The organism is Luteimonas sp. 100069, from assembly GCF_003813845.1.
Classification (GTDB): Bacteria; Pseudomonadota; Gammaproteobacteria; order Xanthomonadales; family Xanthomonadaceae; genus Luteimonas; species Luteimonas chenhongjianii.
Genome location: NZ_RPFN01000003.1, coordinates 99,908 through 126,705, shown reverse-complemented (window position 1 = coordinate 126,705; position 26,798 = coordinate 99,908). Strand labels below are relative to the sequence as shown.

Sequence of the window (26,798 nt, the reverse complement as noted above, 5' to 3'; positions counted from 1 at the left end):
TCCATGCCCCGTTATCGCCTGGCGCTTGCGCTTGCCCTGTTGCCGACCTGCCTGCCCGCCCTCGCCAACGACGACCTGCGCCTCACCATCGCCGAGCGCAGCGGCTTCGTCGAGACCGGACGCATGGACGAGGTCGCTGCGCTGTGCGACACCTTTGCGCGCCTGCACGCGGACGCCGTGCGGTGCATCGAATTCGGCACGTCGCCGGAAGGCCGGCCGATGCAGGCACTGGTGGCCAGCCGCAGCGGGGCGCTGGATCCGGCCGCGGCGCGTGCGGCCGGCGTGCCGGTGGTGCTGATCCAGGGCGGCATCCACGCCGGAGAGATCGACGGCAAGGACGCGGGATTCCTGGCGCTGCGCGAACTCCTCGACGGCAGCGCCGCACCGGAGGCTCTGGCCCGGGCGGTCCTGGTGTTCGTCCCGGTCTTCAGCGTCGACGGCCACGAACGCTTCGGCGCCTGGAACCGCCCCAATCAGCGCGGTCCAAGGGAAATGGGCTGGCGAACCACCGCGCAGAACCTCAACCTCAACCGCGACTACGCCAAGGCCGATGCGCCCGAGATGCAGGCGATGCTGGCGCTGGTCGAGGCCTGGGATCCGATCGCCTACATCGACCTGCATGCGACCAACGGCGCGCAGTTCGAGCACGACATCTCGATCCAGGTCGAGCCTGTGCATGCCGGCGATGCCGCGCTGCGCGAGGTGGGGCGCACGTTCCGCGACGCGGTGATGTCCGATCTCGCCGCCGCCGGCTCGCTGCCCCTCCCCTACTACCCCTCGTTCGTCGAGCACGACAACCCCCAGTCCGGATTCGAGGACGGCGTGTCGCCGCCGCGCTTCTCGACGGGTTATTTCCCGCTGCGCAACCGCCTGGCCATGCTGGTCGAAACGCATTCTTGGAAGGAATACCCGGTACGCGTCCGCATCACCCGCAACACCATCGTCTCGGTGACGGACCAGATCGCGCGCCACGGTCGCGACTGGATGCGCACCGCGCAGGCGGCCGACGCGCGCGCATCGGCGCTGGGCGGTTCGGTGCTGCCGCTGGCCTGGAAGGCGACCGATACCGCGCGCACCGTCGACTTCCGCGGCTACGCCTACACGCGCACGCCGTCCGATATCTCCGGCGCGCTGATGACCCGCTATGACGAATCGAGCCCGCAGCTGTGGCGCGTGCCGATGCGTGACGAGCTGCGGCCTTCGGTCGAGGTGGCGCTGCCGCGAGGCGGCTACCTGGTGCCGGCGGCGCATGCCGCGTGGGTCGGCGAGAAGCTGCGCCAGCACGGGATCTCATGGCAGCGACTGGCCGCGCCGCAGTCGCTTGTGGTCGAGGTCTTCCGTGCCACTCGCGCGACGCCCGCGGCCGCGCCGGTCGAAGGCCGCCAACGGCTGGAACTCGAAGGCGCCTGGGCAGCGGAACAGCAGGAGATCGGCGCCGGCGGCCTGTTCGTTCCGATCGCCCAGCCCAAAGCGCGGCTGGTCGCCGCCCTGCTCGAACCGCAGGCGCCCGATGCGCTGGCTGCCTGGGGGCGTTTCAACAACCATTTCGAGCGCAAGGAATACATGGAGGACTACGTCGCCGAGCAGGTTGCGCGAGAGATGCTCGCGGCCGATCCCGAACTGCGCGCGCAGTTCGAAGCGAAGCTGCGGGACGATGTGGCATTCGCCGGCAACCCCGCCGCTCGCCTGGAGTTCTTCTACCGGCGCCACAGCGCGTGGGACGACCGCTACAACCTGTATCCGGTGATGCGCACCGAGCTGCCGCCAGCGGAAGCGGTCGGGGCGCAATGAGGCGACTGATCGGGGCGTGCCTGGCCCTGCTGCTCGCTGCCTGCGCCTCCAGCCCGCCGCCGGATCCCGCGCCGCGCGGGCTCCGGGTGGTCACCCTCAACATCTACCACGACGAGGCGGACTGGCCGGCGCGCCTGCCGCTGATCATCGAGCAGTTGCGCGCGCTCGATGCGGATGTGATCGCGCTGCAGGAAGTCCTGCAGGCCGAAGGGCTTCCCAACCAGGCACTGAGCATCGGAGAGGCGCTCGGCTATTCGGTGCAGTTCGTCTCCAACGACCCACCCGGGCGTTCGCGCCGCTACGGCAACGCGCTGCTCACGCGCCTGCCGGTGCTCGAGCAGGACTGGACGCCGTTGGCACCGCGCGAGGATTCGCGCAGCCTCGGCCACGCGCGCCTGCGCTTCGAAGGTGCGCCGATCGACGTCTACTTCACCCATCTGCACCACACGCAGTCGGGCGGCGCGATCCGCCGCCGCCAGCTGCAGGACCTCCGCACCTTCATTGCGCGGCGGCCGAGCCCGGCCCCCTCGCTGGTGCTGGGCGACTTCAACGCGCCGGTCACTGCGCCGGAAATGGCCGCCATGGAAGGCTATGTCGATAGCTTCGGCAGCGTGCATCCGGGCGCTGACGCGCGCGCAATGACCACGCTCAATCCGCACTTCTTCGACTTCCGCGCGCGCATCGACCACGTCTTCGCCGAGGCCGGGCGCTTCGAGGTACTCGATGCACGCACCGTGCTCGACACGCCGGGCGCGGACGGCACCTGGCCTTCGGACCACTTCGGCATCTTCGTCGTGGCGCAGCCGATTGCGCGTTGACCCGCCGTTGGGCTCGCCCGGCGCATGCTCGGCCGCGATGCCACCGACGACGAGAACGCCCATGTCCCGCGCCCTGCTCCGCCTCGCCGCCCTGCCCCTGTCGATGTGCATGACACTGGCCGCCTGCCAGTCCACGCCACCGCCCGCCTCCGGAGATGCACCGATGCCCGAATCCGACGCCCGCGTGCGCATCCAGGGGGAAGCCGTCTATTTCGAGAAGATCCTGATGCCCGAGGGCTCGAGCCTGCGCGTGCAGTTGCTCGACAACCGGCTTGCCGGCACCCCGCAGGCAGTGCTCGCCGAAGAGGTGACGACGGTCGGCGCAAGCCCCTACGAATTCGCCATCGACGTGCCGCGCATGCGGCTGCGCGAGGACGGCCAGTACGCCCTGCAGGCTTCTGTCTCGATGCCCGATGGCAGCCTGCGATTCGCCACCGCGTCACCCGTGCCGGTGGTGATCGGCGCCGATGCAATGGACATGCACCTGGGCCGCGTCCGCCTCCACCACGTCCAGCCCTGAGCGCGGCCTTCAGGCGTTGACGAAGCGCACGCGCCGGGTGATGCCGCAGGTCAGCGCATAGGAGATGGTGCCGGCCGCTTCTGCCACGGTTTCCACCGGCAGCGCATCGCCCCACAGCACCACCGGATCGCCGGCGCGCGCATCCGCCTGGCCGCGCAGGTCGATTGTCATCAGGTCCATCGACACGCGGCCGATCACCGAAGCCGTGCGGCCATTGACCAGTACCGGCGTACCTGCCGGCGCCAGGCGCGGATACCCGTCGCCATACCCCACCGCCGCCACGCCGATCGCCATGTCTTCCGGCGCTTCCCAGGCGGCGGAGTAACCGATGCGCTCGCCCTTGACGACACGGTTGACCGCGAGCAGCCGCGTCTCGAAGGTCATCGCCGGACGCAGGCCGAACGTCGCGCCGCTGCGCCCGGAAACGACCGACATCCCGTACAGCGCGCCGCCGGGCCGGATCCAGTCGCCGCAGGCCTGCGGCCACCCGAGCACGGCTGCCGAGTTGGCCAGCGAACGAGGGCCATCGAGACCTTCGGTCGCGGCCGCGAACGCGCGCAGCTGTGCCGGTGTCTGCCGGCCGTTGGGGGAATGCGCATCGAACTCGTCGGAGCTGGCGAAATGCGTCATCAGCACGATCTCGCCGTCGACGCCGCGGGCGGCACGCAGCCGGGCGTAGGCGTCGCGGACCTGCTCGGGCGCGAACCCGAGCCGGTGCATGCCACTGTCGATCTTCAGCCAGACGCGGATCGGCGCGCCGTCGGTCTGCTCGAGCAGGTCGAGCTGAGCCGCGTGATGCACGATGGCCTCGGCGCGCAGTGCGCGCAGCTGTTCCAGGTCATCCGGGTTGTCGAACCCCGACAGCACCAGGATCGGCTGCTCGAGCCCCACCGCGCGGATCCGCGCGGCGTCCTCGATCGCGGCGACGCCGAAGGCATCGGCCGCGCCGAGCGCACGCGCGGCCGTTTCGAGTCCGTGACCGTAACCATCGGCCTTGACCATCGCCATCAGGCGGCGGCCGGGCGCGCGGTCGCGCAGCGCGGCCAGGTTGTGACGGAGCGCGTCGGCGTGGATGGTGGCGGTGATCGGGCGGGCCATGCGGCATGCGACAGCGTGGGGAAGCCGGCTATTGTGCCCTCGCGACGCGCCGGCCGGCAGCCGCGGCGGTGAACGCAGGGTTCTACTCGAAGCTGCCGACCGAGTCGTGGGACAGGTTGTCGAAGCGGGTGTATTCGCCGAAGAACTTCAGCTTCACCGAGCCGGTCGGGCCGCTGCGCTGCTTGCCGATGATGATCTCGGCCAGGCCCTTGTCCGGCGAGGTTTCCTTGTTGTAGTAGTCGTCGCGATAGATGAAGACGATGATGTCGGCATCCTGCTCGATGGCGCCCGATTCGCGCAGGTCGGCCATCACCGGTCGCTTGTCGGCGCGCGTTTCCAGCGAACGGTTGAGCTGGGAGAGCGCCATCACCGGCACGTTGAGCTCCTTGGCCAGGCCCTTGAGCGAGCGCGAGATCTCCGAGATCTCGGTCGCACGGTTCTCGCTGTTGCCCGGTACCGACATCAGCTGCAGATAGTCGATGACGATCAGACCCAGATCGTGCTCGCGCTTGAGACGCCGGCACTTGGCGCGCAGCACGTCGGGGCCGAGGCCCGGCGTGTCGTCGATGAAGATCTTGGTTTCCTTGAGCATGCGGATCGCGCTGCTGACGCGGCTCCAGTCCTCGTCCTCGAGCGCGCCGGTGCGCAGGCGCGTGGCATTGATGCGGCCATTGGAGGAAATCAGGCGCAGCGCGAGCTGGCTGGCCGACATTTCCATCGAGAACACGCCCACCGCCTTCTTGGTCTTGATCGCCGCGTACTCGGCGATGTTGAGCGCGAAGGTGGTCTTGCCCATCGCCGGTCGGGCCGCGAGGATGATCAGATCCGTGGGCTGCAGGCCCGCGGTCATCTCGTCGAACTCGGTGTAGCCCGTCGGCAGGCCGGTGACGCCACCACCGTTGGTGTAGCGCGTCTGCAGGACGTCGAAGGCCTCGGCCATCGCTTTGTTGATCGCGGTGAAGTCGGTGCGCCCCTGGGCGCCGGCCTCGGCGATCTTGAACACCTGCTGCTCGGCCTTGGCGAGGATCTCGCTGCTGTCGCGACCTTCGGGCTGGAAACCGTCGTTGACGATCTCGGTGCCGACATCGATCAGCTGCCGGAGGATGGCCTTGTCGCGCACGATTTCCGCATATGCGCGGATGTTCGCCGCCGAAGGCGTGGTGCTGGCAAGTTCACCCAGATACGCCCCGCCCGCGACCAGATCCGACAGGCCGTTGGAGTCGAACCACTCACCCAGCGTCACCGCGTCGAAGGGCTTGCTCTTCTCGGCGAGCTCCTGGATCGCGGTGTAGATCTTCTGGTGATCGCGACGGTAGAAGTCCTCCGGCACGATCAGGTCGGCGATGCGGTCGTAGGCGTCGGGAACGAGCATCAGCCCGCCCAGCACCGCCTGCTCGGCCTCGATCGACTGCGGCGGCACGCGCAGCTGCTCGAGGCGCGCATCGCCCCGGTCGTGACGGTCGTGACGGTCGTGATTGCGGAATTCGGTACGTGCGGCCATGGTGGTGTGGAACTCGGAAAACGGGATTACGGCATCTGCATGCTAGGCCGCGCGCCTGTGGATACGCGACCCCACAACCTGTGGATAAGCCTGATGCGACACAGGCATGCAGCATCGCCCCGCGGAATCTCGCCACGCGCGACGCACCCGCGGGCCCAACGAAAACGGGCGCCTTGCGGCGCCCGTCGTGTCGAACCGATCCGATGGATCAGGCGACTTCACCTTCGATGACCAGCTTGACGGTGGTTTCGGCATCGGCGTGCAGATGCACGACGACCTCGAACTCGCCGGTGTTGCGGAACGCGCCTTCGCCCAGCACGACTTCCGACTTGTTGACCGGCGTGACCGCCTTGGTCAGCGCGTCGGCGATTTCGCGCGGGCCGACCGAGCCGTACAGCTTGCCTTCGGTCGAAGCGTTGGCGTAGATCGTGACGCTGGCGCCTTCGAGCTTGGCCAGGCGCTGCTGGGCCTCGTCGAGCTGCGACTGGGCCTTGGCTTCGTACTCGGCGCGGCGCGCTTCGAACTCGGCGATGCTCTTGGCGGTGGCCGGCACGGCCTTGCCCTGCGGCACGAGGTAGTTGCGGCCGTAGCCCGGCTTCACGTTGACCTTGTCGCCGAGGTTGCCGAGGTTGGTGACCTTCTGCAGGAGAATCAGTTGCATGGTGTTGCTCCGTATTCGTTAGCGGCGCCGGCGGCGCCGCAACGAGTGCTGTCCGAAACGGACGTTGACCTCTTCGTATGCTGCCCTTGCTTCACTTGGAAAGTCCGCGCGCGGAGCTGCGGGCTTTCAGCGAAGGGGTTCACACATTGTGGTTGTCGGTGTACGGAATCAGCGCCAGGAAACGCGCGCGCTTGACGGCCGTGGCCAGCTGACGCTGGTAACGCGACTTGGTGCCGGTGATGCGGCTCGGAACGATCTTGCCGTTCTCGGTGAGGTTCTGGCGCAGGGTGTTGAGATCCTTGTAATCGATCTCCTTGACACCCTCGGCGGTGAACTTGCAGAACTTGCGGCGGCGGAAGAACTTGGACATGTGCGTGATCCTCAGGCGGCTTCGGCGTTGTTGTCGGACTTGTCGGCTTCGGCATCGCTGCCAACGGTCGACTCGCCATCGTCGTCACGGCGACGGCGCTCGCCACGCTCGGGCTTGTCCGTCTTCTCGTCCTTGTTCTTCATGATCAGGGACTGCTCGGTGTCAGCCTCGTCGCGACGCACGACCAGGTGACGCAGCACCGCGTCGTTGAAGCGGAACGCTTCGACGAGGTCATCGAGACCGGCCTGGCCGACTTCGATGTTGAACATCACGTAGTGGGCCTTGACCAGATTGTTGATCGGGTAGGCCAGCTGGCGGCGACCCCAGTCCTCGAGACGGTGGATGGTGCCTTCGGCGCCTTCGATCAGCGACTTGTAGCGCTCGATCATCGCGGGCACCTGCTCGCTCTGGTCCGGATGGACCAGGAACACGATTTCATAATGACGCATGGTGGTTTCCTTTCGGGTATCGACCGCGCAGATGCGCGGGTCTGTGATAGCCCCCCGTCCGCGGCGCGGCCGCACGGTGGGGCAAGGTCTCCCGGCGACGATCGCCGCAGGGAGCCGGGCATTCTCACAGAAGCGGCGGCCCACGGCAAGCAGGCCACGGACCGCCCCACAGCGCGCACGCCGGTGCGACATTCGGTCGCAGTCTCACAGAACTGCGCGACATGATGGAATAGGACTCGCGGAGCCCCCCCCATCCGCACCCTCCCCCGCACACCACAACGCCGCCCGAGGGTGGCGTCGAGGATCGATCACCGTGCCAGCCGACCGCGCCCGCAATCCGCATGCCCCATCCGGGGCCATGCGCATTGGTCGCGGCGGGCGATCAGCGCACGGTTTCCAGGGTGCGGCTGAAGGCCAGCGCTGCCAGGGTCACCACCGCGCCCGACAGCAGGTAGTAACCCACGTACGCCAGGCCGAACTCGCTGCACAGCCACAGTGCGACCAGCGGGGCGAAGCCCGCACCCACGAGCCAGGCGATGTCCGAGGTCACCGCGGCCCCCGTGTAGCGGTAGATGCTCTCGAAACGCGAGGCGATCGCGTTGCTCGCCTGCCCCAGCGACAGCCCCAGAAGGGCGAAGCCGACGACCACGTAGGTGGTGCGGCCGCTGGTGGTGTCACTGCCCAGCAGCGGCGCTGCGAAGAAGCTGAAGACCGCGATCAGCACGGCAGCGACGGCCAGCTGGCCGCGGCGACCGATCCGCTCGGCCAGGATGCCCGACAGCATGATGCCCAGACCGCCGACGATCGCACCCAGGAACAGGCTGCCGAGGAACTCGGTGGCGTCGTGGTCGGTATAGAGAGTGGCCCAGCTCAGCGGGAAGATCGTGACGAGGTGGAACATCGCGTAGCTGGCCAGCGGGATCAGCGCGCCGATGAAGACCTGCCGGGGATGGGTGCGGATGGTTTCCACGACCCGACGCGGCTGCAGCTCCTGCTCCTTGAACAGCTGCACGAATTCGGGCGTCACCACCAGCCGCAGGCGCGCGAACAGCGCGACCACGTTCAGCGCCAGGGCAACGAAGAACGGGAAGCGCCAGCCCCAGGCCATGAAGTCTTCCTCGTTGAGCAACTGGGTGAAGACCAGGAACATGCCGCAGGCGAGCATGAACCCCAGGGCCGCGCCCAGCTGCGGGACCATGGCGTACCAGCCGCGACGCTCGCGCGGGGCGCTCAGCGACAGCAGCGAGGGCAGCCCGTCCCAGGCACCGCCCCAGCCGAGCCCCTGGCCGAAGCGGAAGACCGCCAGCAGGATCGGGGCCAGCGCTCCGACCTGCGCGTAACTCGGCAGGAAGGCGATGGCCATCGTCGAGCCGCACAGCAGGAACAGCGCGCCGATCAGCTTGGCCGCGCGGCTGAAGTTGCGATCGACCGCCATGAAGATGACCGAGCCGATCGGACGGGCGATGAAGGCCAGCGAGAACACCGCGAACGACTTCAGCGTCGCCTGGACCGGATCACTGTCGGGAAAGAAGAGATACGGGAACACCAGTACCGCAGCGATGCCGTAGACGAAAAAGTCGAAGAACTCGGATGTTCGTCCCATGACCACCGGAAACGCGATCTTTCCAGGCGAGATCTCGCGTTCATCGTTGGTCTCCGGCGCTTCGTCGAGGCCGGTCGTGGCTTGCTGTGCGGTTTCGCTCATGTGCGCGCTCTCTCTCCGGTCGTTATGGGGGATAATGCGCCGCATTGTGAGCCTGAAACGGGCCCACCAGGCAAGGTGCGCAGCAGCAGGGTCCCGGCGTCCCGCCACATCGCAACGCTAATCGTTCTTCCGTAGCGTTTCCGTCAAGTCGTTTTTCCTTCCCGTCGTCATCGATCCCCCAATGAAATCCATTCTTCGAATCTTTGCGCTGCTTTTCGCGGCCACACTGCTGTCGGGCTGCGACTGGGTCGTCATGGCGCCGTCGGGTGACATCGCCATACAGCAGCGCAACCTGATCGTGCTGTCGACGGTCCTGATGCTGCTGATCATCGTCCCGGTGATCATGCTGACGTTCTTCTTCGCCTGGAAATACCGGGAGTCGAACACGGACGCCGAGTACGCCCCCGAGTGGCACCACTCCACCCGCCTCGAGCTGATCATCTGGTCGGCGCCGCTGGCGATCATCCTGGTCCTGGGCACCGTGACATGGATCGCGACCCACAAGCTCGATCCCTATCGTCCGCTGGACCGCATCGACGCCAATACGCCAATCCCCGCGGGCGCCGAGCCGCTGGTGGTCGAAGTGGTGGCGCTCGACTGGAAGTGGCTGTTCCTCTATCCCGAGCAGGGCATCGCGACGGTCAACGAGCTCGCGGCGCCGGTGAACGTGCCGATCCAGTTCAAGATCACCTCCTCCTCGATGATGAATTCGTTCTTCATCCCGGCGCTGGCGGGCCAGATCTATGCCATGGCCGGCATGGAGACCAAGCTCAACGCGGTCATCAACGAGGAAGGCGTCTACAAGGGCTTTTCCGCCAACTACAGCGGTGATGGCTTCTCGTTCATGCGCTTCGATTTCCACGGCATGAGTGAAGGCGAGTTCGAGGCATGGGTCGAGCGCGTGCGTTCCGACGACGTGTCGCTGGGCCGCCAGGAGTATCTCGAGCTCGAGAAGCCGTCCGAGCGCGAGCCGGTCCGGTACTTCGGCAGCGTCGATCCGGCGCTCTACGAGGCGATCCTCAACATGTGCGTGAACCCGGGCGCGATGTGCATCCACGAGATGGCGCACATCGACCGCAGCGGCGGCGCCGGTGTGGAGAGCAAGCAGAACTACGCGCGCCTGCGCTACGACAACCGGCACGCCGGCGATCTGATCGCCGCGCCCGGCGCGACCTTCCCCGAGGCGGGCCGCGAGGCACGCGGCGACGAGCCGCAGGGGCACCAGCCGCGCGCCGTTTCGCCGGAAGACACCACACCGCAGCCTTCCGATCCGAACGAGATCGACGAGAGCATGCGGCCGATCTCTCCGGACGAGGCGCCGCGCAACGAGGGCGCTCCCGGAAAGCCGGATGACGACCGCGGCCCGTCGGGCCGCTGATCCACCCCGGAACGCACCACCGAATCCAGTACCAGGCAGGAACCCATGTCCGCACCCCAGGACCAACTTCACTCACCGTGGATCGGGCGACTCTCGCTCGACTCACTCGCCTTCCTCCACGATCCCATCCTTGCGGCCACCTTCGTCGGTGTCGTGATCGGCGGCATCGCGGTGCTCTTTCTTCTGACCAAGTACCGCCTCTGGGGCTACCTGTGGAAGGAGTGGTTCACGAGCATCGACCACAAGAAGATCGGCATCATGTATTGCGTCCTCGCAATCGTGATGCTGCTGCGTGGCTTCTCCGACGCCGTGTTGATGCGTGCACACCAGGCGGTCGCGTCGGGCGGCAGCGAAGGCTTCCTGCCGCCGCACCACTACGATCAGATCTTCACCGCCCACGGCGTGATCATGATCTTCTTCGTCGCCATGCCACTGGTGACCGGCCTGATGAACTACGTCGTGCCGCTCCAGATCGGCGCGCGTGACGTCTCGTTCCCGTTCCTCAACAACTTCAGCTTCTGGATGACCACCGCTGGCGCGGTGCTCATCATGATTTCGCTGTTCGTCGGCGAGTTCGCACGGACCGGCTGGCTGGCCTATCCGCCCCTCTCGGGCGCGGACTACAGTCCCGGCACCGGCATGGACTATTACCTGTGGGGGCTACAGGTGGCGGGCGTGGGCACGACGCTGTCGGGCATCAACCTGATCGTGACCATCGTCAAGATGCGGGCACCGGGCATGAAGTTCATGCGCATGCCGATCTTCACCTGGACCTCGCTCTGCACCAACATCCTGATCGTCGCCACCTTCCCGATCCTGACAGCAACGCTGGCGCTGCTGACGATGGACCGCTACGTCGGCACGAACTTCTTCACGAACGATCTCGGCGGCAATCCGATGATGTACGTGAACCTGATCTGGATCTGGGGTCACCCGGAGGTCTACATCCTGGTGCTTCCGGCCTTCGGCATCTTCTCCGAGATCGTCGCGACCTATTGCGGCAAGCGCCTGTTCGGCTACACCTCGATGGTCTACGCCACGGCGGTGATCACGATCCTGTCGTACCTGGTCTGGCTGCACCACTTCTTCACGATGGGCTCGGGCGCAAGCGTCAACGCGTTCTTCGGCATCACGACGATGATCATCTCGATCCCGACGGGCGCCAAGATCTTCAATTGGCTCTTCACCATGTACAAGGGCCGGATCCGGTTCGACGTGCCCATGCTGTGGACGATCGGCTTCATGTTCACCTTCGTCATCGGTGGCATGACCGGCGTGCTGCTCGCCGTGCCGCCGGCCGACTTCGTGCTCCACAACAGCCTGTTCCTGGTCGCCCACTTCCACAACACCATCATCGGCGGCGTGGTCTTCGGCCTGTTCGCCGGCATGGTGTACTGGTTCCCGAAGGCCTTCGGCTTCAAGCTCAACGAGTTCTGGGGCAAGGTGTCGTTCTGGTGCTGGCTCGTGGGCTTCTGGGTGGCGTTCACCCCGCCCTACATCATGGGTCTGATGGGTGTGACCCGGCGCCTTAGCCAGTTCGAAGACAACTCCCTCCAGGTGTTCTTCATCATCGCCGCGATCGGCGCTGCGATCATCGCCGTGGGCATCGCCGCGTTCATCCTGTCGATCGCCGTAGCCATCCGTGACCGCAAGAAGCTCCGCGATGTCACCGGCGATCCGTGGAATGGGCGCACCCTGGAATGGGCAACGTCCTCGCCGCCTCCGAGCTACAACTTCGCCTTCACCCCGGTCGTCCACGAGATCGATACGTACTGGGACATGAAGCGGCACGGCTACAAGCGTCCGACCACCGGCTTCGTTCCCATCCACATGCCCAAGAACACGGGCGCGGGTGTCGTCCTGTCCGGTATCAGTGTGGTCCTGGGCTTCGCCCTGGTCTGGCACATCTGGTGGCTGGCAGGCGCATCGCTCGTGGGCCTGATCGTCGCGGCGATCTGGCACACCTTCAATTACGACCGTGAGTTCTACATCCCGGCCGAGGAAGTGCAGGCGACCGAGGACGAACGAACGCGCGAACTGGCACAGCAGGCGCTCTGAACATGGCACACACGATGCAATCCACCACCGGCCCCACCGAGCGCGTCTACCACGTGGTCGAGGACCCGCACGCGCATGCCGAGCATGCGCACCATCCGGAAACCGGGACCAATCTCGGTTTCTGGATCTACCTGATGAGCGACTGCCTGATCTTCGCGATCCTGTTCGCCACCCACGCCGTGATCGGCCGCAACTACGCGGCCGGCCCGTCGCCGGCGGACCTGTTCGACCTGAAGCTCATCCTGGTCGCGACGTTCATGCTGCTGTTCTCGTCGATCACCTACGGGTTCGCGATGCTCAACTCGTACCGCAACAACGTTCGCGGGACGATCACCTGGCTGCTGGTCACCGGCGTGTTCGGCCTGGCGTTCCTCGGCATCGAGATCTACGAGTTCCAGCATCTGGCGCACCTGGGCGCGACGCCGCAGCGCAGCGCGTTCCTGTCCTCGTTCTTCACCCTGGTCGGCACCCATGGCCTGCACGTCACGTTCGGCCTGATCTGGCTGGTGACGCTGGTGTTCCAGCTGAAGAAGCACGGGCTCAATGCCGCCAACAATCGCCGCCTGATGTGCCTGTCGATGTTCTGGCACTTCCTCGATGTGATCTGGATCGGCGTGTTCTCGTATGTGTACCTGATGGGAGTCGTGGGATGAGCACCGAAACCAACCACCACGCCGGCCACGAGTCGGCGCACGACGCACACAGCCACGGCAGCATGCGCGACTACGTGATCGGCTTCGTGCTGTCGGTCATCCTCACCGTGATCCCGTTCTGGCTGGTCATGGGCGAAGTGCTCGAGAGCCGCATCCTGACGGTCGCGTTGATCATGGCGTTCGGCGCCGTGCAGATCGTCGTGCACATGGTCTATTTCCTGCACATGAACCGGAAATCGGAAGGCGGCTGGATCCTGATGTCGCTGCTGTTCACCGGCATCATCATCGTCATCGCGCTGGTGGGATCCTTGTGGGTCATGTACCACCTCGACACCAACATGATGCCGATGTCGCCCGAGCAGATGCGCATCGCGCCCTGACGCGAGCGCCATCGTGAAAGAGGATTCCAACGCAGCTGCACGCCCGCTCGTCCGCTGGGTGTTGCTGGTCTTCCTGCTCGCAGCAACCGCGGGCTTCATCGCCCTGGGGCTGTGGCAGGTGGACCGGCTGCAATGGAAGCGCGACCTCATCGCACGCGTGGAATCACGCGTGCACGCGGCGCCGGAGCCTCTGCCGGCGTCGTCGACCTGGGGAACGATCAACGCCGGCGAGGACGAGTACCGGCGCGTCACCGCGCGCGGCCGTCTGCTGCACACCCAGGAAGTGGCGGTCTATGCAACGACCGAGCACGGCCCCGGCTACTGGATCATGACCCCGCTGGTCACGGGCGACGGGACCGTCTGGATCAATCGTGGCTACGTCGACAATGCGCATCGCGCCCGCGACAGCCGCGCCCGGCATGACGAAAGCGAAATCGTCAGCGTCACCGGCCTGCTCCGCATGCCCGACCGCGCGGGCCTGTTCCTTCGCGACAACGTGCCCGACGAAGACCGGTGGTACGTACGTGCGCCCGACGAGCTGTCGGCCGCGCGCGCGGTGGTCGGCCCGGTCGCTCCGTTCTTCATCGATGCGCAGGACCGGATCGACACCGGCAACTGGCCCGTGCCCGGCATGACTATGCTGCAGTTCCGCAACAGCCACCTCAGCTACGCGCTGACCTGGTTCGGCATGGCGCTACTGGGGTTGCTGGCAGTGGGGTTCGTGGTGCGGAGCGAGTTCGCCCGCAGGTCCTAGCGTGCAAGCGCGGCGCCCTGCCCTGCGCGCCCCAACCCGGCCGGAATGAACGGCGCCTGCCGCCGCCGGCAGAACGAACCTACTTGGTCGGATCGGTGGTGAAGCTTTCGCCGCAGCCACACGCGGCCGCCGCGTTGGGGTTGCGGAACACGAATTCCTGGTTCAGCCCCTTCTGCGCGAAGTCGATCTCGGTGCCATCCACGATCGCCTGGCTCTGGGCGTCCACGTAGATGCGCACGCCGTCCTGCTCGCTGATCGCATCGCCCGGCTTTTCCTCGCGCGCGATGTCGACGACATAGCCCCACCCCGAACATCCGGTCCGGGTCACGCCGAAGCGCAGACCCAGTGCATCGGGACTGTCTGCAAGGAAGCGGCGGGCGCGTTCGAGCGCGGCGGGAGCGAGTGCGATGGCCATGAAACGATTGTACTCCGGTGGACCCGAACGCCCGCTGGCGGCGGCGATGCGCCGCCCGGCTCCGGTAGACTGTGCAGCCACGTGTATCGGACCGGATTTCCGGGATTCAAGGTATGACCACGACCAGCGTCCAACAGGCCCTCGCGGGGCATATTCCGGAAGGCGGTGAAGTCACCGTTCGCGGCTGGGTGCGAACCCGGCGCGACTCCAAGGCCGGACTGAGCTTCGTCAACGTCAGCGACGGCTCCTGCTTTTCGCCGATCCAGGTCGTGGCCCCGAGCGCACTGGCCAACTACGAGTCGGAGATTAAGCGCCTGACCGCAGGATGCTCGGTCATCGCCACCGGAACCCTGGTCAAGTCGCAGGGCCAGGGCCAGAGCTACGAGATCCAGGCCGAATCGATCGAAGTCGTGGGCTGGGTGGAAGACCCGGAGACCTATCCGATTCAGCCCAAGGCCCATTCGCTGGAATTCCTGCGCGAGGTCGCGCATCTGCGCCCGCGCACCAATCTGTTCGGCGCGGTCACCCGCATCCGCCACTGCCTGGCGCAGGCCGCGCACCGCTATTTCCACGAGAACGGCTACTTCTGGATCAATACACCGATCGTGACCACGTCGGATGCCGAAGGCGCCGGCCAGATGTTCCGCATCTCGACCCTGGACCTCGCCAACCTGCCGATGCGCGAGGGCAAGGTCGATTTCAGCCGTGATTTCTTCGGCAAGGAAGCGTTCCTCACCGTGTCGGGCCAGCTCAACGTCGAGGCGTTCTGCCTGGCGATGAGCAAGGTCTACACCTTCGGTCCGACCTTCCGCGCCGAGAACAGCCATACCACGCGCCACCTGGCCGAGTTCTGGATGATCGAGCCGGAGATCGCCTTCGCCGACCTCGCCGAGAACGCGCGCATCTCCGAGGAGTTCCTCAAGTACCTGTTCCGCGCGGTGCTCGACGAGCGCGCCGACGACATGGCCTTCATCGCCGAGCGCGTGCAGAAGGACGCGGTCACGCGTCTCGAGGGCTTCATCAACGCGCCGTTCGAGCGCATCGAATACACCGAAGCCGTGTCGCTGCTGCAGAAGTCCGGGCACAAGTTCGAATTCCCGGTGGAATGGGGCTTGGACCTGCAGACCGAACACGAGCGCTGGCTCACCGAGCAGCACGTCGGCCGGCCGGTTGTGGTGACCAACTATCCCGAGCACATCAAGGCGTTCTACATGCGCCTCAACGACGACGGCAGGACGGTTGCGGCGATGGACGTGCTGGCGCCGGGCATCGGCGAGATCATCGGCGGCGCACAACGCGAGGAGCGCCTGGACGTGCTCGACGCACGCATGGACCAGTTCGGGCTGGATCGGGAACACTACGGCTGGTACCGGGACTTCCGCCGCTACGGAACCGTCCCGCATGCCGGCTTCGGCCTCGGGTTCGAGCGACTGATCGTCTACGTCTGCGGGCTGTCGAATATCCGCGACGCGATTCCCTATCCGCGGGCACCGGGTCAGGCGGAGTACTGACGGCCGTGATCCGCGCTCCCGCACTGGCGGCCGGCGCCCCTGGCGGAAGCCCGTGGTGCGTTGGCGCGCTGACGGCACGCCCCCCGGCATCCGCGCCGCGGGGCCGGGTGCGCGGATGACGCTCTTCCTCGCCCTGTGTTTCTTCGGCGTCGCGATCGGCGGTTTCACCGCGTTCGTGATCTTCTGGCCGCTGTCGCTGGTCCATCTGCGTGACCGTCACCCCGAGGTCCGTGCCCGTTTCGGCGAAGGTGCGTTCCTGCAACCGGCGGCGCTGCGCTGGCTGCTGGGGGGCCATTATTACGAGGTCCGCGACGGCCGCTTCACCGGTCTTGCCACGCCCGCACGCATTTCGTTACTGGTGATCCTTGGCGCGCTGTCCGCCTCGGCCCTGTTGTGGCTGTGGTCGATCGCCCCCTGACCGGAGTTTTTCGCATGACCCAAGACCAGTGGTGGATCGCTTCGCTGGGCCGCACAGTGATCTGGGCGCGCCTGCGCGTGCTCGAGGCCGGCACCGCCGAGGTGTTCGACAGCGACGGCAGGACCCTGCCCTACGACAGCGAGGACACCGCGCGCGCCATGCTGCTCGACGCCGAGTTCGTCGAGTGGGCCGGCCTCGACGAGGAAGACGCGCAGATGCGCGGTTTCTCGCTCGAGACGCTGTCGCCTCCGCAGGCCGACGACGACGCGCAACTGCGCGACCGCATGGTGCAGGTGCTCGGCGCCCGCGCCTGACCTGTACCGATCGATGAGCACATCGCGCGCCTTCATCGACCCGGATCCCGCGCGTCTCGATGCGCTGCTGGACGCACATCCCTTCGTCACGCTGGTCACGGTGCGCGATGGCGCCCCGGATGCGAGCCATGTGCCGGTGCTCGCGCGGCGCGAGGACGGAAACCTCGTCCTCGAGGGCCATTGGGCCCGCGCCAATCCCCAGGCGCAAGCGGGCGAGGACGTCCTGGTGCTGGTGCAGGGCCCGCACGCCTACCTGTCGGCGAGCTGGTACCCCGACAAGGGCGAACGTGCGCGCGTCCCGACCTGGAACTACGTCGTCGCCCATCTGCGCGGCCGCTTCGAACGCTTCGACGACGAAGACGCGCTTGGCGATCTGGTCGCGCGGACCGCGCTCCGTTTCGAAACCCAGACCGGCGGCGACTGGCGCTACGACCACACCGATGCGCGGGAACGCGCGCAGTTACGCGGGATTGTCGGCTTCCGCGTGCGCGTGCACGCCACCGAACTGACCCGCAAGCTCAGCCAGAACCATCCCGAGGCGAACCGCGCAGCGGTCGTCGAGGCACTGCAATCGCGCCCCGGCGACAACGCGCGCGCGATCGCTGCGCTGATGCGGAGCGGTCTGACCTCCCACATCCAGCCGGAGCCCTGACCCATGGATCTCGATCTCACCGGCCGCCACGCCCTCGTCTGCGGGGCCTCTGAGGGCATCGGCCGCGCGACCGCGCATGAGCTCGCCCTGCTTGGGGCCTGCGTCACCGTGCTCGCCCGCAGGGCCGATGCGCTGGCGATCGTCCGCGATGCGCTGCCCGCGGCGCATGGCCAGCGCCACCACCTGCTGGCCGTGGACATGGACCGCACCGCGGATCTGCAGGCGACCGTCGCGGCGCACGTCGCGGCGCATCCGGCCCAGATCCTGATCCACAACACCGGCGGGCCGGCCGGTGGCAGCGCGCACGAAGCGCCCCTCGACGCCTTCGAAGCGGCGTTCCGCCGGCATCTGCTGGGTGGCCAGGTACTGGTGCAGGCGGTGCTGCCGGCGATGCGCGCTGCCCACTGGGGCCGTATCGTCAACGTGGTCTCGACCTCGGTGCGCGAGCCGATCGCCGGTCTGGGCGTATCCAATACCGTGCGCGGCGCGGTCGCCAGCTGGGCCAAGACGCTCTCGCGCGAGCTCGCGCCCGAAGGCATCACCGTCAACAACGTGCTGCCCGGCTACACGCGTACCGGCCGCATCGACCAGATCGTCGCCGACCGCGTGCGCCGCACGGGTCAGGACGAAGCAGCGGTGCTGGCCTCGATGCGGGCGAACGTGCCGGCCGGACGCTTCGCCGAACCCGCCGAGACTGCTGGAGTGATCGCGTTCCTGTGCTCGCCGGCCGCGGCCTATGTCACCGGCGTGAGCCTACCGGTCGACGGCGGGCGGATGGCCTCGATCTAGTCACGACGGCGCGACACCGCCGCTGCTTCGATGCGGCCATGCCGGAAGGTCCCGAAACCCACGAACTTGCCGATCGCCTGTCGACCCTGCTGGTCGACGAGGTACTCACGCAGGTGCGTTTCATCGATCCCAGGCTGCAACGCAAGCGCGGCCTGCTGGAGGGCAAGCGGGTGCTCGCAGTGGAAGCGCGCGGCAAGGCGCTGCTGACGGCCGTCTCCAGCGGGTGGACCCTCTATACCCACAGCCAGCTGTTCGGATTCTGGCGTCTGGTCGACGATGTCGACGCGCTGCCCGATGGCGCCCGCCCACGCGTATTGCTGGTGACCGCGCGCGGGGTGGCGGCGCTGTATGCCGCCCCCTCCATCTCGCTGTGGCGCACCGACGAGCTCGACGCGCAGCCCTACCTCGCCAAGCTCGGCCCGGACGTGCTCGACCCGGCGGTCGATGCGGCCGGGTTGCTCGCGCACATGGACACCCCGCGCTTCGCCGGACGCACGCTGGCCGTGCTGCTGCTCGACCAGGGTTTCGCCGCCGGCATGGGCAACTACCTGCGCTCGGAAGTGCTCTACCACGCGCGCCTGTCGCCCTACCGCATCCTGCGCGACCTGACGGCCGCCGAGCGCCGGCGGCTGGCGAAGGCGCTGCTGGACGTACCGCGGCGCGCGTATCGCGCCAAGCACGGCGACATCCTGCCGCCGGGCAAGGACTATCTCGCGCGGACCCGCGCGACGTTCGGCTTCGAGGTCTACGAACACAAGGGCGACCCCTGTCCGCGCGACGGCGGCACCATCGTCGAGGAGCGACTGGCCGCGCGCCGACTCTACTGGTGCCCCGCCTGCCAGCACTGAGCGGCAACGCCGGCTCGGGTAAGCTGGCGTCCATGCAACGACTGATGCACTGGATCGACGGCGCGGCGCGCGCGCCCGGCAGCGACCGCTGGCTGCCGGTGCACGAGCCGGCGAGCGGCCGCGTCTATGCCGAAGTCGCGGCCGGAGGCGCCGACGATGTCGCCGCAGCGGTCACCGCCGCGGCCCGCGCGGCGCCGGCCTGGGCCGCCCTGTCCAACAGCGCGCGCGCGGCCTGGCTGGAGCGACTGGCTGCGGCGCTGGAGGCGAGGATCGACGACTTTGCCCATGTCGAAGCGCGCGACGGCGGCAAGCCCTTCGTGCTGGCACGCGATGCGGAGATTCCGCGCGCCGTGGCCAACCTGCGCTTCTTCGCCCACGCGGCCACGCAGTTCGCCAGCGAATCGCATCACGGCGAGGCGGGCCTGAACTACACGCTGCGCACGCCGCTGGGCGTGGTCGCGACGATCTCGCCGTGGAACCTGCCGCTGTACCTGTTCACCTGGAAGATCGCGCCGGCGCTCGCGGCCGGCAATACCGTGGTCGCCAAACCGTCGGAAGTGACGCCGGCGAGCGCGACCCTGCTGGCGGAGCTTTCGGGCGAGATCGGCTTCCCGCCGGGCGTGATCAATGTGGTGCACGGCTCCGGCGCGGACGTCGGTGACGCCCTCGTCGACGATCCGCGCGTGCGCGCGGTGTCCTTCACCGGCAGTACCGCAGTCGGCCGACGCATCGGTGCACGCACGGGCGCGGCGCTCAAGAAGGCATCGCTGGAACTCGGTGGCAAGAACGCGACCCTGGTCTTCGCCGACAGCGACTGGGAGACGCAGCTCGGCACCCTGGTGCGCTCGGCGTTCCAGAACAGCGGGCAGATCTGCCTGTGCGGCTCTCGCATTCTGGTCGAACGTGGCATCTACGAGTCCTTCCGCGAGCGCTTCGTCGCCGAGGCGCTGGCCCTGCGGGTCGGCGATCCGATGGATTCCGATGCACGCATGGGTCCGCTGGTGTCGCAGGCGCACTTCGACAAGGTGCTCGCCGCGATCGAACGCGCGCGCGCCGAAGGCGGCCATGTGCTTTGCGGTGGCCACGCGCTCGCGCGGCCGGGATGGTTCGTCGCGCCGACGGTCATCGATGGCCTCGGCCCGGACTGCGCGACCAACCGCGAGGAGATCTTCGGCCCCGTCGTCACGCTCCAGCCCTTCGACGACGACGCGCAGGCCCTCGCCCTGGCGAATGCCGGGGATTACGGCCTGTCGGCGTCGATCTGGACACGCGACCTGGTCCGCGCCCACCGTCTGGCGGCTGCGCTGCGCGTGGGCATGGTCTGGATCAACACCTGGCTGATGCGCGACCTGCGCACGCCATTCGGCGGCACCGGCGCGTCCGGTCTGGGCCGCGAGGGTGGCGTGGAAGCCATGCGTTTCTTCACCGAACCGAAGAACATCGGCCTGTCTCTGGAATAATCACGCAATGGGCGAACTCGACAAGCTGCTGCAGAACAACCGTGACTGGGCCGAGCGCGCGGTGCGCGACGACCCGGATTTCTTCCACCGGCTGGAAAACCAGCAGACGCCGAAGTACCTGTGGATCGGTTGCTCCGACTCGCGCGTACCCGCCAACCAGATCCTCGGCCTGGATCCGGGCGAAGTCTTCGTCCACCGCAACGTTGCCAACGTGCTGTCGCATGGCGACCTCAACGCGCTGTCGGTGATCCAGTTCGCGGTCGATGTGCTCAAGGTCGAACACATCCTGCTGGTCGGCCATTACGGCTGCGGTGGCGTGCACGCGGCCATGACCGGCGCGCGGGTCGGCCTGGTCGACAACTGGTTGCGCCACGTGGCCGACGTCAATCACAAACACGCCGGTCTGCTGGCCGCCGTGGACGACATCAACCTGCGCCATGCTCGGCTGTGCGAGCTCAATGCCGTGGAGCAGGCGCTCAACATCTGCCAGACCACGGTGATCCGCGACGCATGGGCGCGCGGGCAGAAGCTCGCCGTGCACGGCTGGGTCTACGCGCTGGGTGACGGCCGCGTGCGCGAACTCGGCATGGACGTCGCTTCGCACGCCGAGATCGGCCCGGCCTACGACGCCGCGGTGGCGGATATCGCGCGCGTGGTCGCCCGCGGCCGCCGCGATGACTGAGGCCATCCAGGCCTCGGCCGCGCCGCGCCCGGTCGGGCGCTATCCGCATGCACGCCGCGCCGGCGGGCTGCTGTTCCTGTCGGGCATCGGTCCGCGCGATCCGGCCAGCGATTCGGTGCCGGGCAACGTGTTCGATGATCGGGGCAGCGTCGTCGCACACGACATCGCCGCGCAGACGCGCGCCGTGTTCGCCAACGTGCGCGCGGTGCTCGAGGCCAGCGGCGCGCGGTGGGAAGACCTGGTCGACGTGACCGTCTACCTCACCGACATGGCCGGTGACTTCGCCGGTTACAACGCGATCTGGGCCGAGTATTTCCCCGATCCTGCCACCGCGCCCTGCCGCACGACGCTTGGCATCGACGCCCTGCCGACGCCGATCGCGATCGAGATGAAGTGCATCGCAACCTCAGGTCGCGAACCGATGCCCCTCGCGCGCCCTGCTGGAGAGGCGGGGACCACCGGCGCAGCCGATGATGGGGTGAGCGCAGCGGACGCCGGCCACCCCAACTCCCCGCCACACGCGCCACAGGAGTGAACGGATGATCCCCGGACCGCTGAACCTAAAGAAGTGGATCGACGAGCACCGCCACCTGCTCAAACCGCCGGTCGGCAACAAGTGCATCTACGACGGCGAGTTCATCGTCATGGTGGTCGGCGGCCCGAACGCACGCACCGACTATCACTACGAGGAAGGCCCGGAGTGGTTCCACCAGCTCGAAGGCGAGATGGTGCTGCGCATCCAGGAGGACGGTCAGGTCCGCGATATTCCGATCCGCGCCGGCGAGACCTTCCTGCTGCCGCCGAAGGTGCCGCATTCGCCGCAGCGCGGCCCCGATTCGATCGGCCTGGTCATCGAGCGCAAGCGCCTGCCGCACGAGCAGGACGGCCTGCTGTGGTTCTGCGAACGCTGCAACCACAAGCTGTTCGAGCGGTATTTCCATCTCCACGACATCGAGCAGGATTTCCCGCCGGTGTTCGACCTGTTCTACGGCTCGATCGAGCACCGCAGCTGCGAGGCCTGCGGCCACCTCAACCCTCGCCCTGTCCGCTACGATCCCGATCCCGACACGCTGGCCGACATCACCTGACACCTGCCGATCCAGGGACTGGAGACCGCATATGACCAAGCGCCCGACCATCCTGCTGCTGTGCGTCCTGCTCGTCATGCTGGCCCCAGCGCAGGCGCAGGTTGCCGACAACGCCGAACTCGCATCCATCCATCGCGAGGATCAGCAGGCACGCGCGGACGCGGCGAACATCGACTGGTCGGTGGTGTACCGGGAGGATGCCGCACGGCGCGCGCGCGTACTCGTGTTGATGCGCGAGGGTGCGCTGCGCACTGCAGCAGACCACTATCACGCGGCAATGGTGTTCCAGCACGGCAACGGCCTGGAAGACATCCGCATCGCGCACGCGCTTTCGACGCTCGCCTCCACGTTGGACCCCGACGAAATCCGCTACCGCTGGCTGGTCGCCGCGTCATGGGACCGCATCATGACGACCCAGTTGCAACCGCAGTGGTTCGGCACCCAGTTCCACGGCGACGAGGCCGGCCTGTTCCTGTATCCGGTGGCCGACGGCGCGGTCGACGATGCGGAGCGAGTACGCATGGGCGTGCCGCCGCTGGCCGAGGCGCAAGCCAAAATCGGTGAGATGGCGGCTGCGATGGGCCAGCAGGTCCACCCCGACCCGCCGACGATCGAGCAGCTGCGGCAGGAACGTCGCCCGGGCGAAACCTCCGCGCCCTGAACCGGCTGTGCGCCTGCGGCGTGATCGGCGCGGGCCGGTCGTCTAGGATGGCGACCATGCTGAAGATCGACATCCACGCCCACTATCTGCCGCGCGACTGGCCCGATCTGGCATCGAAGTATGGCGATGCGCGCTTCCCGGTGATCCATCACACCGCCGATGGTCGCCACCGCATCTACAAGGACGGGCGCTTCTTCCGCGAGATCTGGTCCAAGACCTGGGATGCGCGCGAGCGCATCGACGACTACGCGCGGTTCGGCGTGCAGGTACAGGTGATCAGCACCGTGCCGGTGATGTTCAGTTACTGGGCCAAGCCTGCGCCCGCGCTGGAACTGCACCAGTCGCTCAACGACCACATGGCCGCGACGGTCGCGGCGCATCCGCGCCATTACGCCGGCATCGGCACGGTGCCGATGCAGTCGCCGCGGCTGGCGATCCAGGAGCTGGAGCGGTGCGTCGACCAGCTCGGCCTGCAGGGCGTGCAGATCGGCAGCCACATCGGCGACTGGAATCTCGACGCGCCGGAACTGTTTCCCTTCTTCGAGGCCGCGGCGGACCTCGGCGCGGCGATCCTCGTCCATCCCTGGGACATGATGGGCAGCGAGTCGATGCCCAAGTACTGGCTGCCGTGGCTGGTGGGCATGCCGGCCGAGCAGTCGCGCGCGGCCTGCTGCCTGATCTTCGGCGGGGTGCTCGAGCGGCTGCCCAGGCTCAAGATCTGCATGGCGCACGGCGGCGGCAGTTTCCCGTACACGATCGGCCGCATCGAACACGGCTTCAACATGCGCCCCGACCTCGTCGCTACCGATAACCCGCACAATCCGCGCGGGTATCTCAAGCAGCTGTATTTCGATTCCTGGGTGGCCGATCCGCGTGCGCTGCAGTACCTGCTCGACACCTGCGGCACGGACCGCGTGATGCTCGGCACCGACTATCCGTTCCCGCTCGGGGAACAGGTGCCCGGCGCCGGCATCGAGGAAATCCCGCTCGATGACGCCTCGCGCGCACGGCTGTATCACGGCACAGCGCTCGAGTGGCTGGGCCTGTCGCCCGGCCGCTTCGCGTGACCGCGGGCCCCCGCTCCCCTCTTGCCGCGCACCTGCGCGGCCTTCCGACCGAACGAACTCCATGACCGATCCGCAGACCCTGTTCTCCGACGACTACGCCGCCGCCGCCGATGCCGCCGACCCGCTGCAGCGCTTCCGCGCGCAGTTCCATCTGCCGCGCTTCGGCGAGGTGGAACAGGCCTATTTCGTCGGCAATTCGCTCGGCCTGCAGCCGCGCGGCGCGCGCGCGCAGGTCGAGGACGTGCTCGACAAGTGGGCGATGGAGGCGGTCGAGGGCCACTTCCGCGGCAACTCGCAGTGGATGACCTATCACCGCCTGCTCAGTGCGCAGCTGGCCGAGATCGTCGGCGCGCAGCCGGAGGAAGTGGTCGCGATGAATTCGCTGACCGCGAACCTGCATTTCCTGATGGTCGGCTTCTACCGCCCGACCGCCGAGCGCCCGGCGATCCTGATGGAGGCCGGCGCGTTCCCGTCCGACCGCTACGCGCTCGAGTCGCAGGTGCGCTTCCATGGATTCGACCCCGACACGGATCTCATCGAAGTGCAGCCCGGCGCCGACGGCCTGTTCGGCATCGACGCGGTGGCCGCCGCGATCGAGGAGCACGGCCATCGCCTGGCCCTGGTGCTCTGGCCGGGCGTGCAGTACCGCACCGGTGAGGCCTTCGATCTCGCGGAAATCACCCGGCTGGGCCATGCCGCGGGTGCCGTGGTGGGTTTCGATCTTGCGCACGCAGCCGGCAACCTGCCGCTGCAGCTCCACGACAGCGACGCCGACTTCGCGGTGTGGTGCCACTACAAGTACCTCAACAGTGGCCCCGGCGCCGTGGCAGGCGCGTTCGTCCACGCGCGCCACGCGATCACCGACCGGCCGCGTTTTGCCGGCTGGTGGGGCCACGACGCGGCGACGCGTTTCCGCATGGGACCCGACTTCCAGCCCACGCCCGGTGCCGAAGGCTGGCAGCTCAGCAATCCGCCGATCCTCGGCCTCGCGCCACTGCGCGCCTCGCTGGATCTGTTCACCGAGGCCGGCATGCCCGCGCTGCGCTCCAAGTCGGAAGCGCTGACCGGCTATCTGGAGACGCTGATCCGCAGCCAGCTCGACGACGTGCTCGACATCGTCACGCCGCGCGATGTCGCACGCCGCGGCGCGCAGCTGTCCCTGCGCGTCCGGGGTGGCCGCGAGCAGGGCCGCGCCCTGTTCGAGTGCCTGTCCGACAACGGCGTGCTCGGCGACTGGCGCGAGCCGGATGTGATCCGCATTTCGCCCGCACCGCTCTACAACACCCATGCCGACGTGTTGCGCTTCGTGCGCACCGTGGCCCGCTGGCGCGACGCGTGAACGCACCCGCGCGCCATCTGACGATCATCGGCGCGGGCCTGGCCGGCGCCCTGCTCGGCATCCTGCTGCGGCGTCGCGGCTGGGACGTGGATCTGTACGAGAAGCGCGGCGATCCCCGCGTGCAGGGCTACGGCGGCGGCCGTTCGATCAATCTGGCCCTGGCCGAACGTGGCCGGCATGCCCTGCGCGCCGCCGATGCGGACGACGCGGTGATGCGCCACGCGATCATGATGCGCGGCCGCATGGTGCATGTGGGCGACACCGAGCCGGTGCTGCAGCGTTACGGTCGCGACGACGACGAGGTGATCTGGTCGGTGCACCGCGGCGACCTCAACATCGTGCTGCTCGATCTGGCCGAGGCGGCGGGTGCGCGGCTGCACTTCGATGCGGGCCTCGACTCCGTCAACTTCGATTCGCGGCGCGCGGTCTTCCGTGATCCGCGCGACCGCAGCACGCGGGAAGTGCCGTTCCAGGCGCTGGTCGGCGCCGATGGCGCGGGTTCGGCGCTGCGCGCGGCGATGCACCGCGTGCACGATCTCGGGCAGCGCAGCGATTTCCTCGACCACGGCTACAAGGAACTCGAGATCCCGCCACGCGGCGACGGCGGCTTCCGCATCGAACCCAATGCGTTGCACATCTGGCCGCGCGGGCACTACATGTGCATCGCGCTGCCCAACGACGAGAAGACCTTCACCGTCACCCTGTTCCTGCCGCACCAGGCCGGCGCGGACGGCGGGCCGGCGTTCGACCAGCTGGGCGATGTCGATGCGGCGCGCGCGTTCTTCGAACGCGACTTTCCGTCCGCGCTGGCCCTGATTCCCGACTTCGACCGCGACTGGGCCGGCAACCCGGTCGGCCAGCTGGCCACGCTGTATCTGGAGCGCTGGCATCTCGACGGCCGGGCAGTACTGCTGGGCGACGCCGCGCACGCGATGGTGCCGTTCCACGGCCAGGGCATGAATTGCGCGTTCGAGGACTGTGTGGCGCTGGCCGGACACCTCGATGCGAACGCCGACCTCGCGACCGCGTTCGCCGCGTTCGAGGCCGAACGCAAACCCGATGCCGCGGCGATCCAGCGCATGGCGCTCGACAACTACCTGGAGATGCGCGACCGCGTCGACGATGCCGACTACCTGCTGCAGCGCGAGCTCGAACTCGCGCTGCAGGACCGTCACCCCGGCCGCTTCGTGCCGCACTACGCCATGGTCACCTTCATGCGCATCCCCTATTCGCTGGCGATGCGCCGCACCGACGTCCAGCGCGGCATCCTCGAACGGGCCACCGCCGGCCATGCCTCACTCGCGGCGCTGGACTGGAACGCGATCGATGCCGAAGTGCTCGCGCAACTGACGCCGCTCGAGGACGTGCCCGCGTGAGCGCACGTTCCTCCTTCCCTGATCCCGGGCCCGTGCCGCCGT

Annotated in this window: 29 protein-coding genes; 22 read left to right on the top strand and 7 right to left on the bottom strand. The window is 67.7% G+C overall.

The features are described from left to right. Positions 1-3: 3 nt before the first annotated feature. From EGK76_RS08725 to EGK76_RS08715, 3 genes are all read left to right on the top strand, one after another. Positions 4-1,791, top strand: coding sequence for a M14 family metallopeptidase (locus EGK76_RS08725; RefSeq protein WP_123832345.1), 1,788 nt, complete (start codon positions 4-6; stop codon positions 1,789-1,791). Continuing rightward, positions 1,788-2,609, top strand: a complete 822-nt coding sequence (locus tag EGK76_RS08720; RefSeq protein WP_096297878.1) for an endonuclease/exonuclease/phosphatase family protein — start codon at positions 1,788-1,790, stop codon at positions 2,607-2,609. The genes EGK76_RS08725 and EGK76_RS08720 overlap by 4 nt, the downstream gene beginning before the upstream one ends. A 61-nt stretch (positions 2,610-2,670) precedes the next feature. Beyond that, positions 2,671-3,129, top strand: coding sequence for a YbaY family lipoprotein (locus EGK76_RS08715; protein ID WP_158613475.1), 459 nt, complete (start codon positions 2,671-2,673; stop codon positions 3,127-3,129). Between the two features lie 9 nt (positions 3,130-3,138). On the opposite strand, the gene alr is transcribed toward EGK76_RS08715, so the two are convergent. From alr to EGK76_RS08685, 6 genes are all read right to left on the bottom strand, one after another. Beyond that, the gene (gene alr, locus EGK76_RS08710; protein ID WP_123832343.1) at positions 3,139-4,227 is read right to left on the bottom strand and encodes an alanine racemase; all 1,089 of its coding nucleotides are present in this window, start codon (positions 4,225-4,227) and stop codon (positions 3,139-3,141) included. An 82-nt stretch (positions 4,228-4,309) separates the two neighbouring features. Further along, the gene (locus EGK76_RS08705; protein ID WP_123832342.1) at positions 4,310-5,728 is read right to left on the bottom strand and encodes a replicative DNA helicase; all 1,419 of its coding nucleotides are present in this window, start codon (positions 5,726-5,728) and stop codon (positions 4,310-4,312) included. Positions 5,729-5,936: 208 nt separating this feature from the next. Next, positions 5,937-6,389 (bottom strand): 50S ribosomal protein L9, encoded by a 453-nt coding sequence (rplI, locus tag EGK76_RS08700; protein ID WP_096297870.1) that lies wholly within the window; start codon positions 6,387-6,389, stop codon positions 5,937-5,939. Between the two features lie 139 nt (positions 6,390-6,528). Beyond that, complete coding sequence (rpsR, locus tag EGK76_RS08695) at positions 6,529-6,759, bottom strand: 30S ribosomal protein S18 (protein WP_096208774.1); 231 nt, start codon at positions 6,757-6,759, stop codon at positions 6,529-6,531. Between the two features lie 11 nt (positions 6,760-6,770). After that, positions 6,771-7,208, bottom strand: a complete 438-nt coding sequence (gene rpsF, locus EGK76_RS08690; RefSeq protein WP_096297868.1) for a 30S ribosomal protein S6 — start codon at positions 7,206-7,208, stop codon at positions 6,771-6,773. Between the two features lie 382 nt (positions 7,209-7,590). Further along, the gene (locus EGK76_RS08685; RefSeq protein ID WP_096297866.1) at positions 7,591-8,913 is read right to left on the bottom strand and encodes an MFS transporter; all 1,323 of its coding nucleotides are present in this window, start codon (positions 8,911-8,913) and stop codon (positions 7,591-7,593) included. 181 nt (positions 8,914-9,094) lie between these two features. Between EGK76_RS08685 and cyoA the strand changes: the two genes are divergently transcribed. The 5 genes from cyoA to EGK76_RS08660 are packed head-to-tail and all read left to right on the top strand — an operon-like array spanning position 9,095 to position 14,136. After that, positions 9,095-10,291, top strand: a complete 1,197-nt coding sequence (gene cyoA, locus EGK76_RS08680; RefSeq protein WP_123832341.1) for a ubiquinol oxidase subunit II — start codon at positions 9,095-9,097, stop codon at positions 10,289-10,291. 45 nt (positions 10,292-10,336) lie between these two features. Continuing rightward, complete coding sequence (gene cyoB / locus EGK76_RS08675; protein ID WP_123832340.1) at positions 10,337-12,349, top strand: cytochrome o ubiquinol oxidase subunit I; 2,013 nt, start codon at positions 10,337-10,339, stop codon at positions 12,347-12,349. Between the two features lie 14 nt (positions 12,350-12,363). Then, the gene (cyoC, locus tag EGK76_RS08670; protein WP_199730889.1) at positions 12,364-13,002 is read left to right on the top strand and encodes a cytochrome o ubiquinol oxidase subunit III; all 639 of its coding nucleotides are present in this window, start codon (positions 12,364-12,366) and stop codon (positions 13,000-13,002) included. Next, a complete protein-coding gene (gene cyoD / locus EGK76_RS08665) occupies positions 12,999-13,382 on the top strand; it encodes a cytochrome o ubiquinol oxidase subunit IV (RefSeq protein ID WP_096297858.1) in 384 nt (127 codons plus the stop codon). Before cyoC ends, cyoD begins: the two co-directional genes overlap by 4 nt. 13 nt (positions 13,383-13,395) lie before the next feature. Next, the gene (locus EGK76_RS08660; protein WP_199730888.1) at positions 13,396-14,136 is read left to right on the top strand and encodes an SURF1 family protein; all 741 of its coding nucleotides are present in this window, start codon (positions 13,396-13,398) and stop codon (positions 14,134-14,136) included. A gap of 79 nt (positions 14,137-14,215) precedes the next feature. Here the strand turns inward: EGK76_RS08660 and EGK76_RS08655 are convergent, their stop codons facing one another. Beyond that, complete coding sequence (locus tag EGK76_RS08655) at positions 14,216-14,551, bottom strand: iron-sulfur cluster assembly accessory protein (RefSeq protein ID WP_096297854.1); 336 nt, start codon at positions 14,549-14,551, stop codon at positions 14,216-14,218. Positions 14,552-14,664: 113 nt separating this feature from the next. Here EGK76_RS08655 and asnS point away from each other — a divergent pair, with 113 nt between their 5' ends. The 14 genes from asnS (at position 14,665) to EGK76_RS08585 (ending at position 26,756) form a co-directional block, all read left to right on the top strand. Further along, on the top strand, positions 14,665-16,062 hold the full coding sequence (gene asnS / locus EGK76_RS08650; protein WP_123832339.1) for an asparagine--tRNA ligase: 1,398 nt from the start codon (positions 14,665-14,667) through the stop codon (positions 16,060-16,062). Positions 16,063-16,177: 115 nt separating this feature from the next. Then, positions 16,178-16,480 (top strand): hypothetical protein, encoded by a 303-nt coding sequence (locus EGK76_RS08645; protein ID WP_096297850.1) that lies wholly within the window; start codon positions 16,178-16,180, stop codon positions 16,478-16,480. Positions 16,481-16,494: 14 nt separating this feature from the next. Further along, positions 16,495-16,794 carry a hypothetical protein gene (locus EGK76_RS08640; protein ID WP_096297848.1) on the top strand — a complete coding sequence of 100 codons (300 nt, stop codon included), beginning with the start codon at positions 16,495-16,497 and terminating at the stop codon, positions 16,792-16,794. Positions 16,795-16,807: 13 nt separating this feature from the next. Then, positions 16,808-17,446 carry an FMN-binding negative transcriptional regulator gene (locus EGK76_RS08635; protein ID WP_123832338.1) on the top strand — a complete coding sequence of 213 codons (639 nt, stop codon included), beginning with the start codon at positions 16,808-16,810 and terminating at the stop codon, positions 17,444-17,446. A 3-nt stretch (positions 17,447-17,449) separates the two neighbouring features. Next, positions 17,450-18,235 (top strand): SDR family oxidoreductase, encoded by a 786-nt coding sequence (locus tag EGK76_RS08630; protein WP_123832337.1) that lies wholly within the window; start codon positions 17,450-17,452, stop codon positions 18,233-18,235. 38 nt (positions 18,236-18,273) lie between these two features. Then, positions 18,274-19,083 carry a DNA-formamidopyrimidine glycosylase family protein gene (locus tag EGK76_RS08625; RefSeq protein ID WP_123832336.1) on the top strand — a complete coding sequence of 270 codons (810 nt, stop codon included), beginning with the start codon at positions 18,274-18,276 and terminating at the stop codon, positions 19,081-19,083. Between the two features lie 32 nt (positions 19,084-19,115). Next, positions 19,116-20,543, top strand: a complete 1,428-nt coding sequence (locus EGK76_RS08620) for an aldehyde dehydrogenase (protein WP_123832335.1) — start codon at positions 19,116-19,118, stop codon at positions 20,541-20,543. Positions 20,544-20,550: 7 nt separating this feature from the next. Continuing rightward, positions 20,551-21,225 carry a carbonate dehydratase gene (can, locus tag EGK76_RS08615; RefSeq protein ID WP_096297840.1) on the top strand — a complete coding sequence of 225 codons (675 nt, stop codon included), beginning with the start codon at positions 20,551-20,553 and terminating at the stop codon, positions 21,223-21,225. Beyond that, complete coding sequence (locus EGK76_RS08610) at positions 21,218-21,760, top strand: RidA family protein (RefSeq protein ID WP_096297838.1); 543 nt, start codon at positions 21,218-21,220, stop codon at positions 21,758-21,760. Before can ends, EGK76_RS08610 begins: the two co-directional genes overlap by 8 nt. Positions 21,761-21,764: 4 nt before the next feature. Beyond that, positions 21,765-22,313: a 3-hydroxyanthranilate 3,4-dioxygenase gene (locus tag EGK76_RS08605; RefSeq protein ID WP_096297837.1), complete on the top strand. Its 549-nt coding sequence runs from the start codon at positions 21,765-21,767 to the stop codon at positions 22,311-22,313. A 31-nt stretch (positions 22,314-22,344) separates the two neighbouring features. After that, the gene (locus tag EGK76_RS08600) at positions 22,345-22,974 is read left to right on the top strand and encodes a hypothetical protein (protein ID WP_123832334.1); all 630 of its coding nucleotides are present in this window, start codon (positions 22,345-22,347) and stop codon (positions 22,972-22,974) included. Between the two features lie 56 nt (positions 22,975-23,030). Next, complete coding sequence (locus EGK76_RS08595) at positions 23,031-24,041, top strand: amidohydrolase family protein (RefSeq protein ID WP_123832333.1); 1,011 nt, start codon at positions 23,031-23,033, stop codon at positions 24,039-24,041. A gap of 61 nt (positions 24,042-24,102) precedes the next feature. Next, entirely contained in the window at positions 24,103-25,380 is a 1,278-nt protein-coding gene (kynU, locus tag EGK76_RS08590; RefSeq protein WP_096297833.1) for a kynureninase, read from the top strand. After that, complete coding sequence (locus EGK76_RS08585; RefSeq protein ID WP_096297831.1) at positions 25,377-26,756, top strand: NAD(P)/FAD-dependent oxidoreductase; 1,380 nt, start codon at positions 25,377-25,379, stop codon at positions 26,754-26,756. Before kynU ends, EGK76_RS08585 begins: the two co-directional genes overlap by 4 nt. Positions 26,757-26,798: the final 42 nt, after the last annotated feature.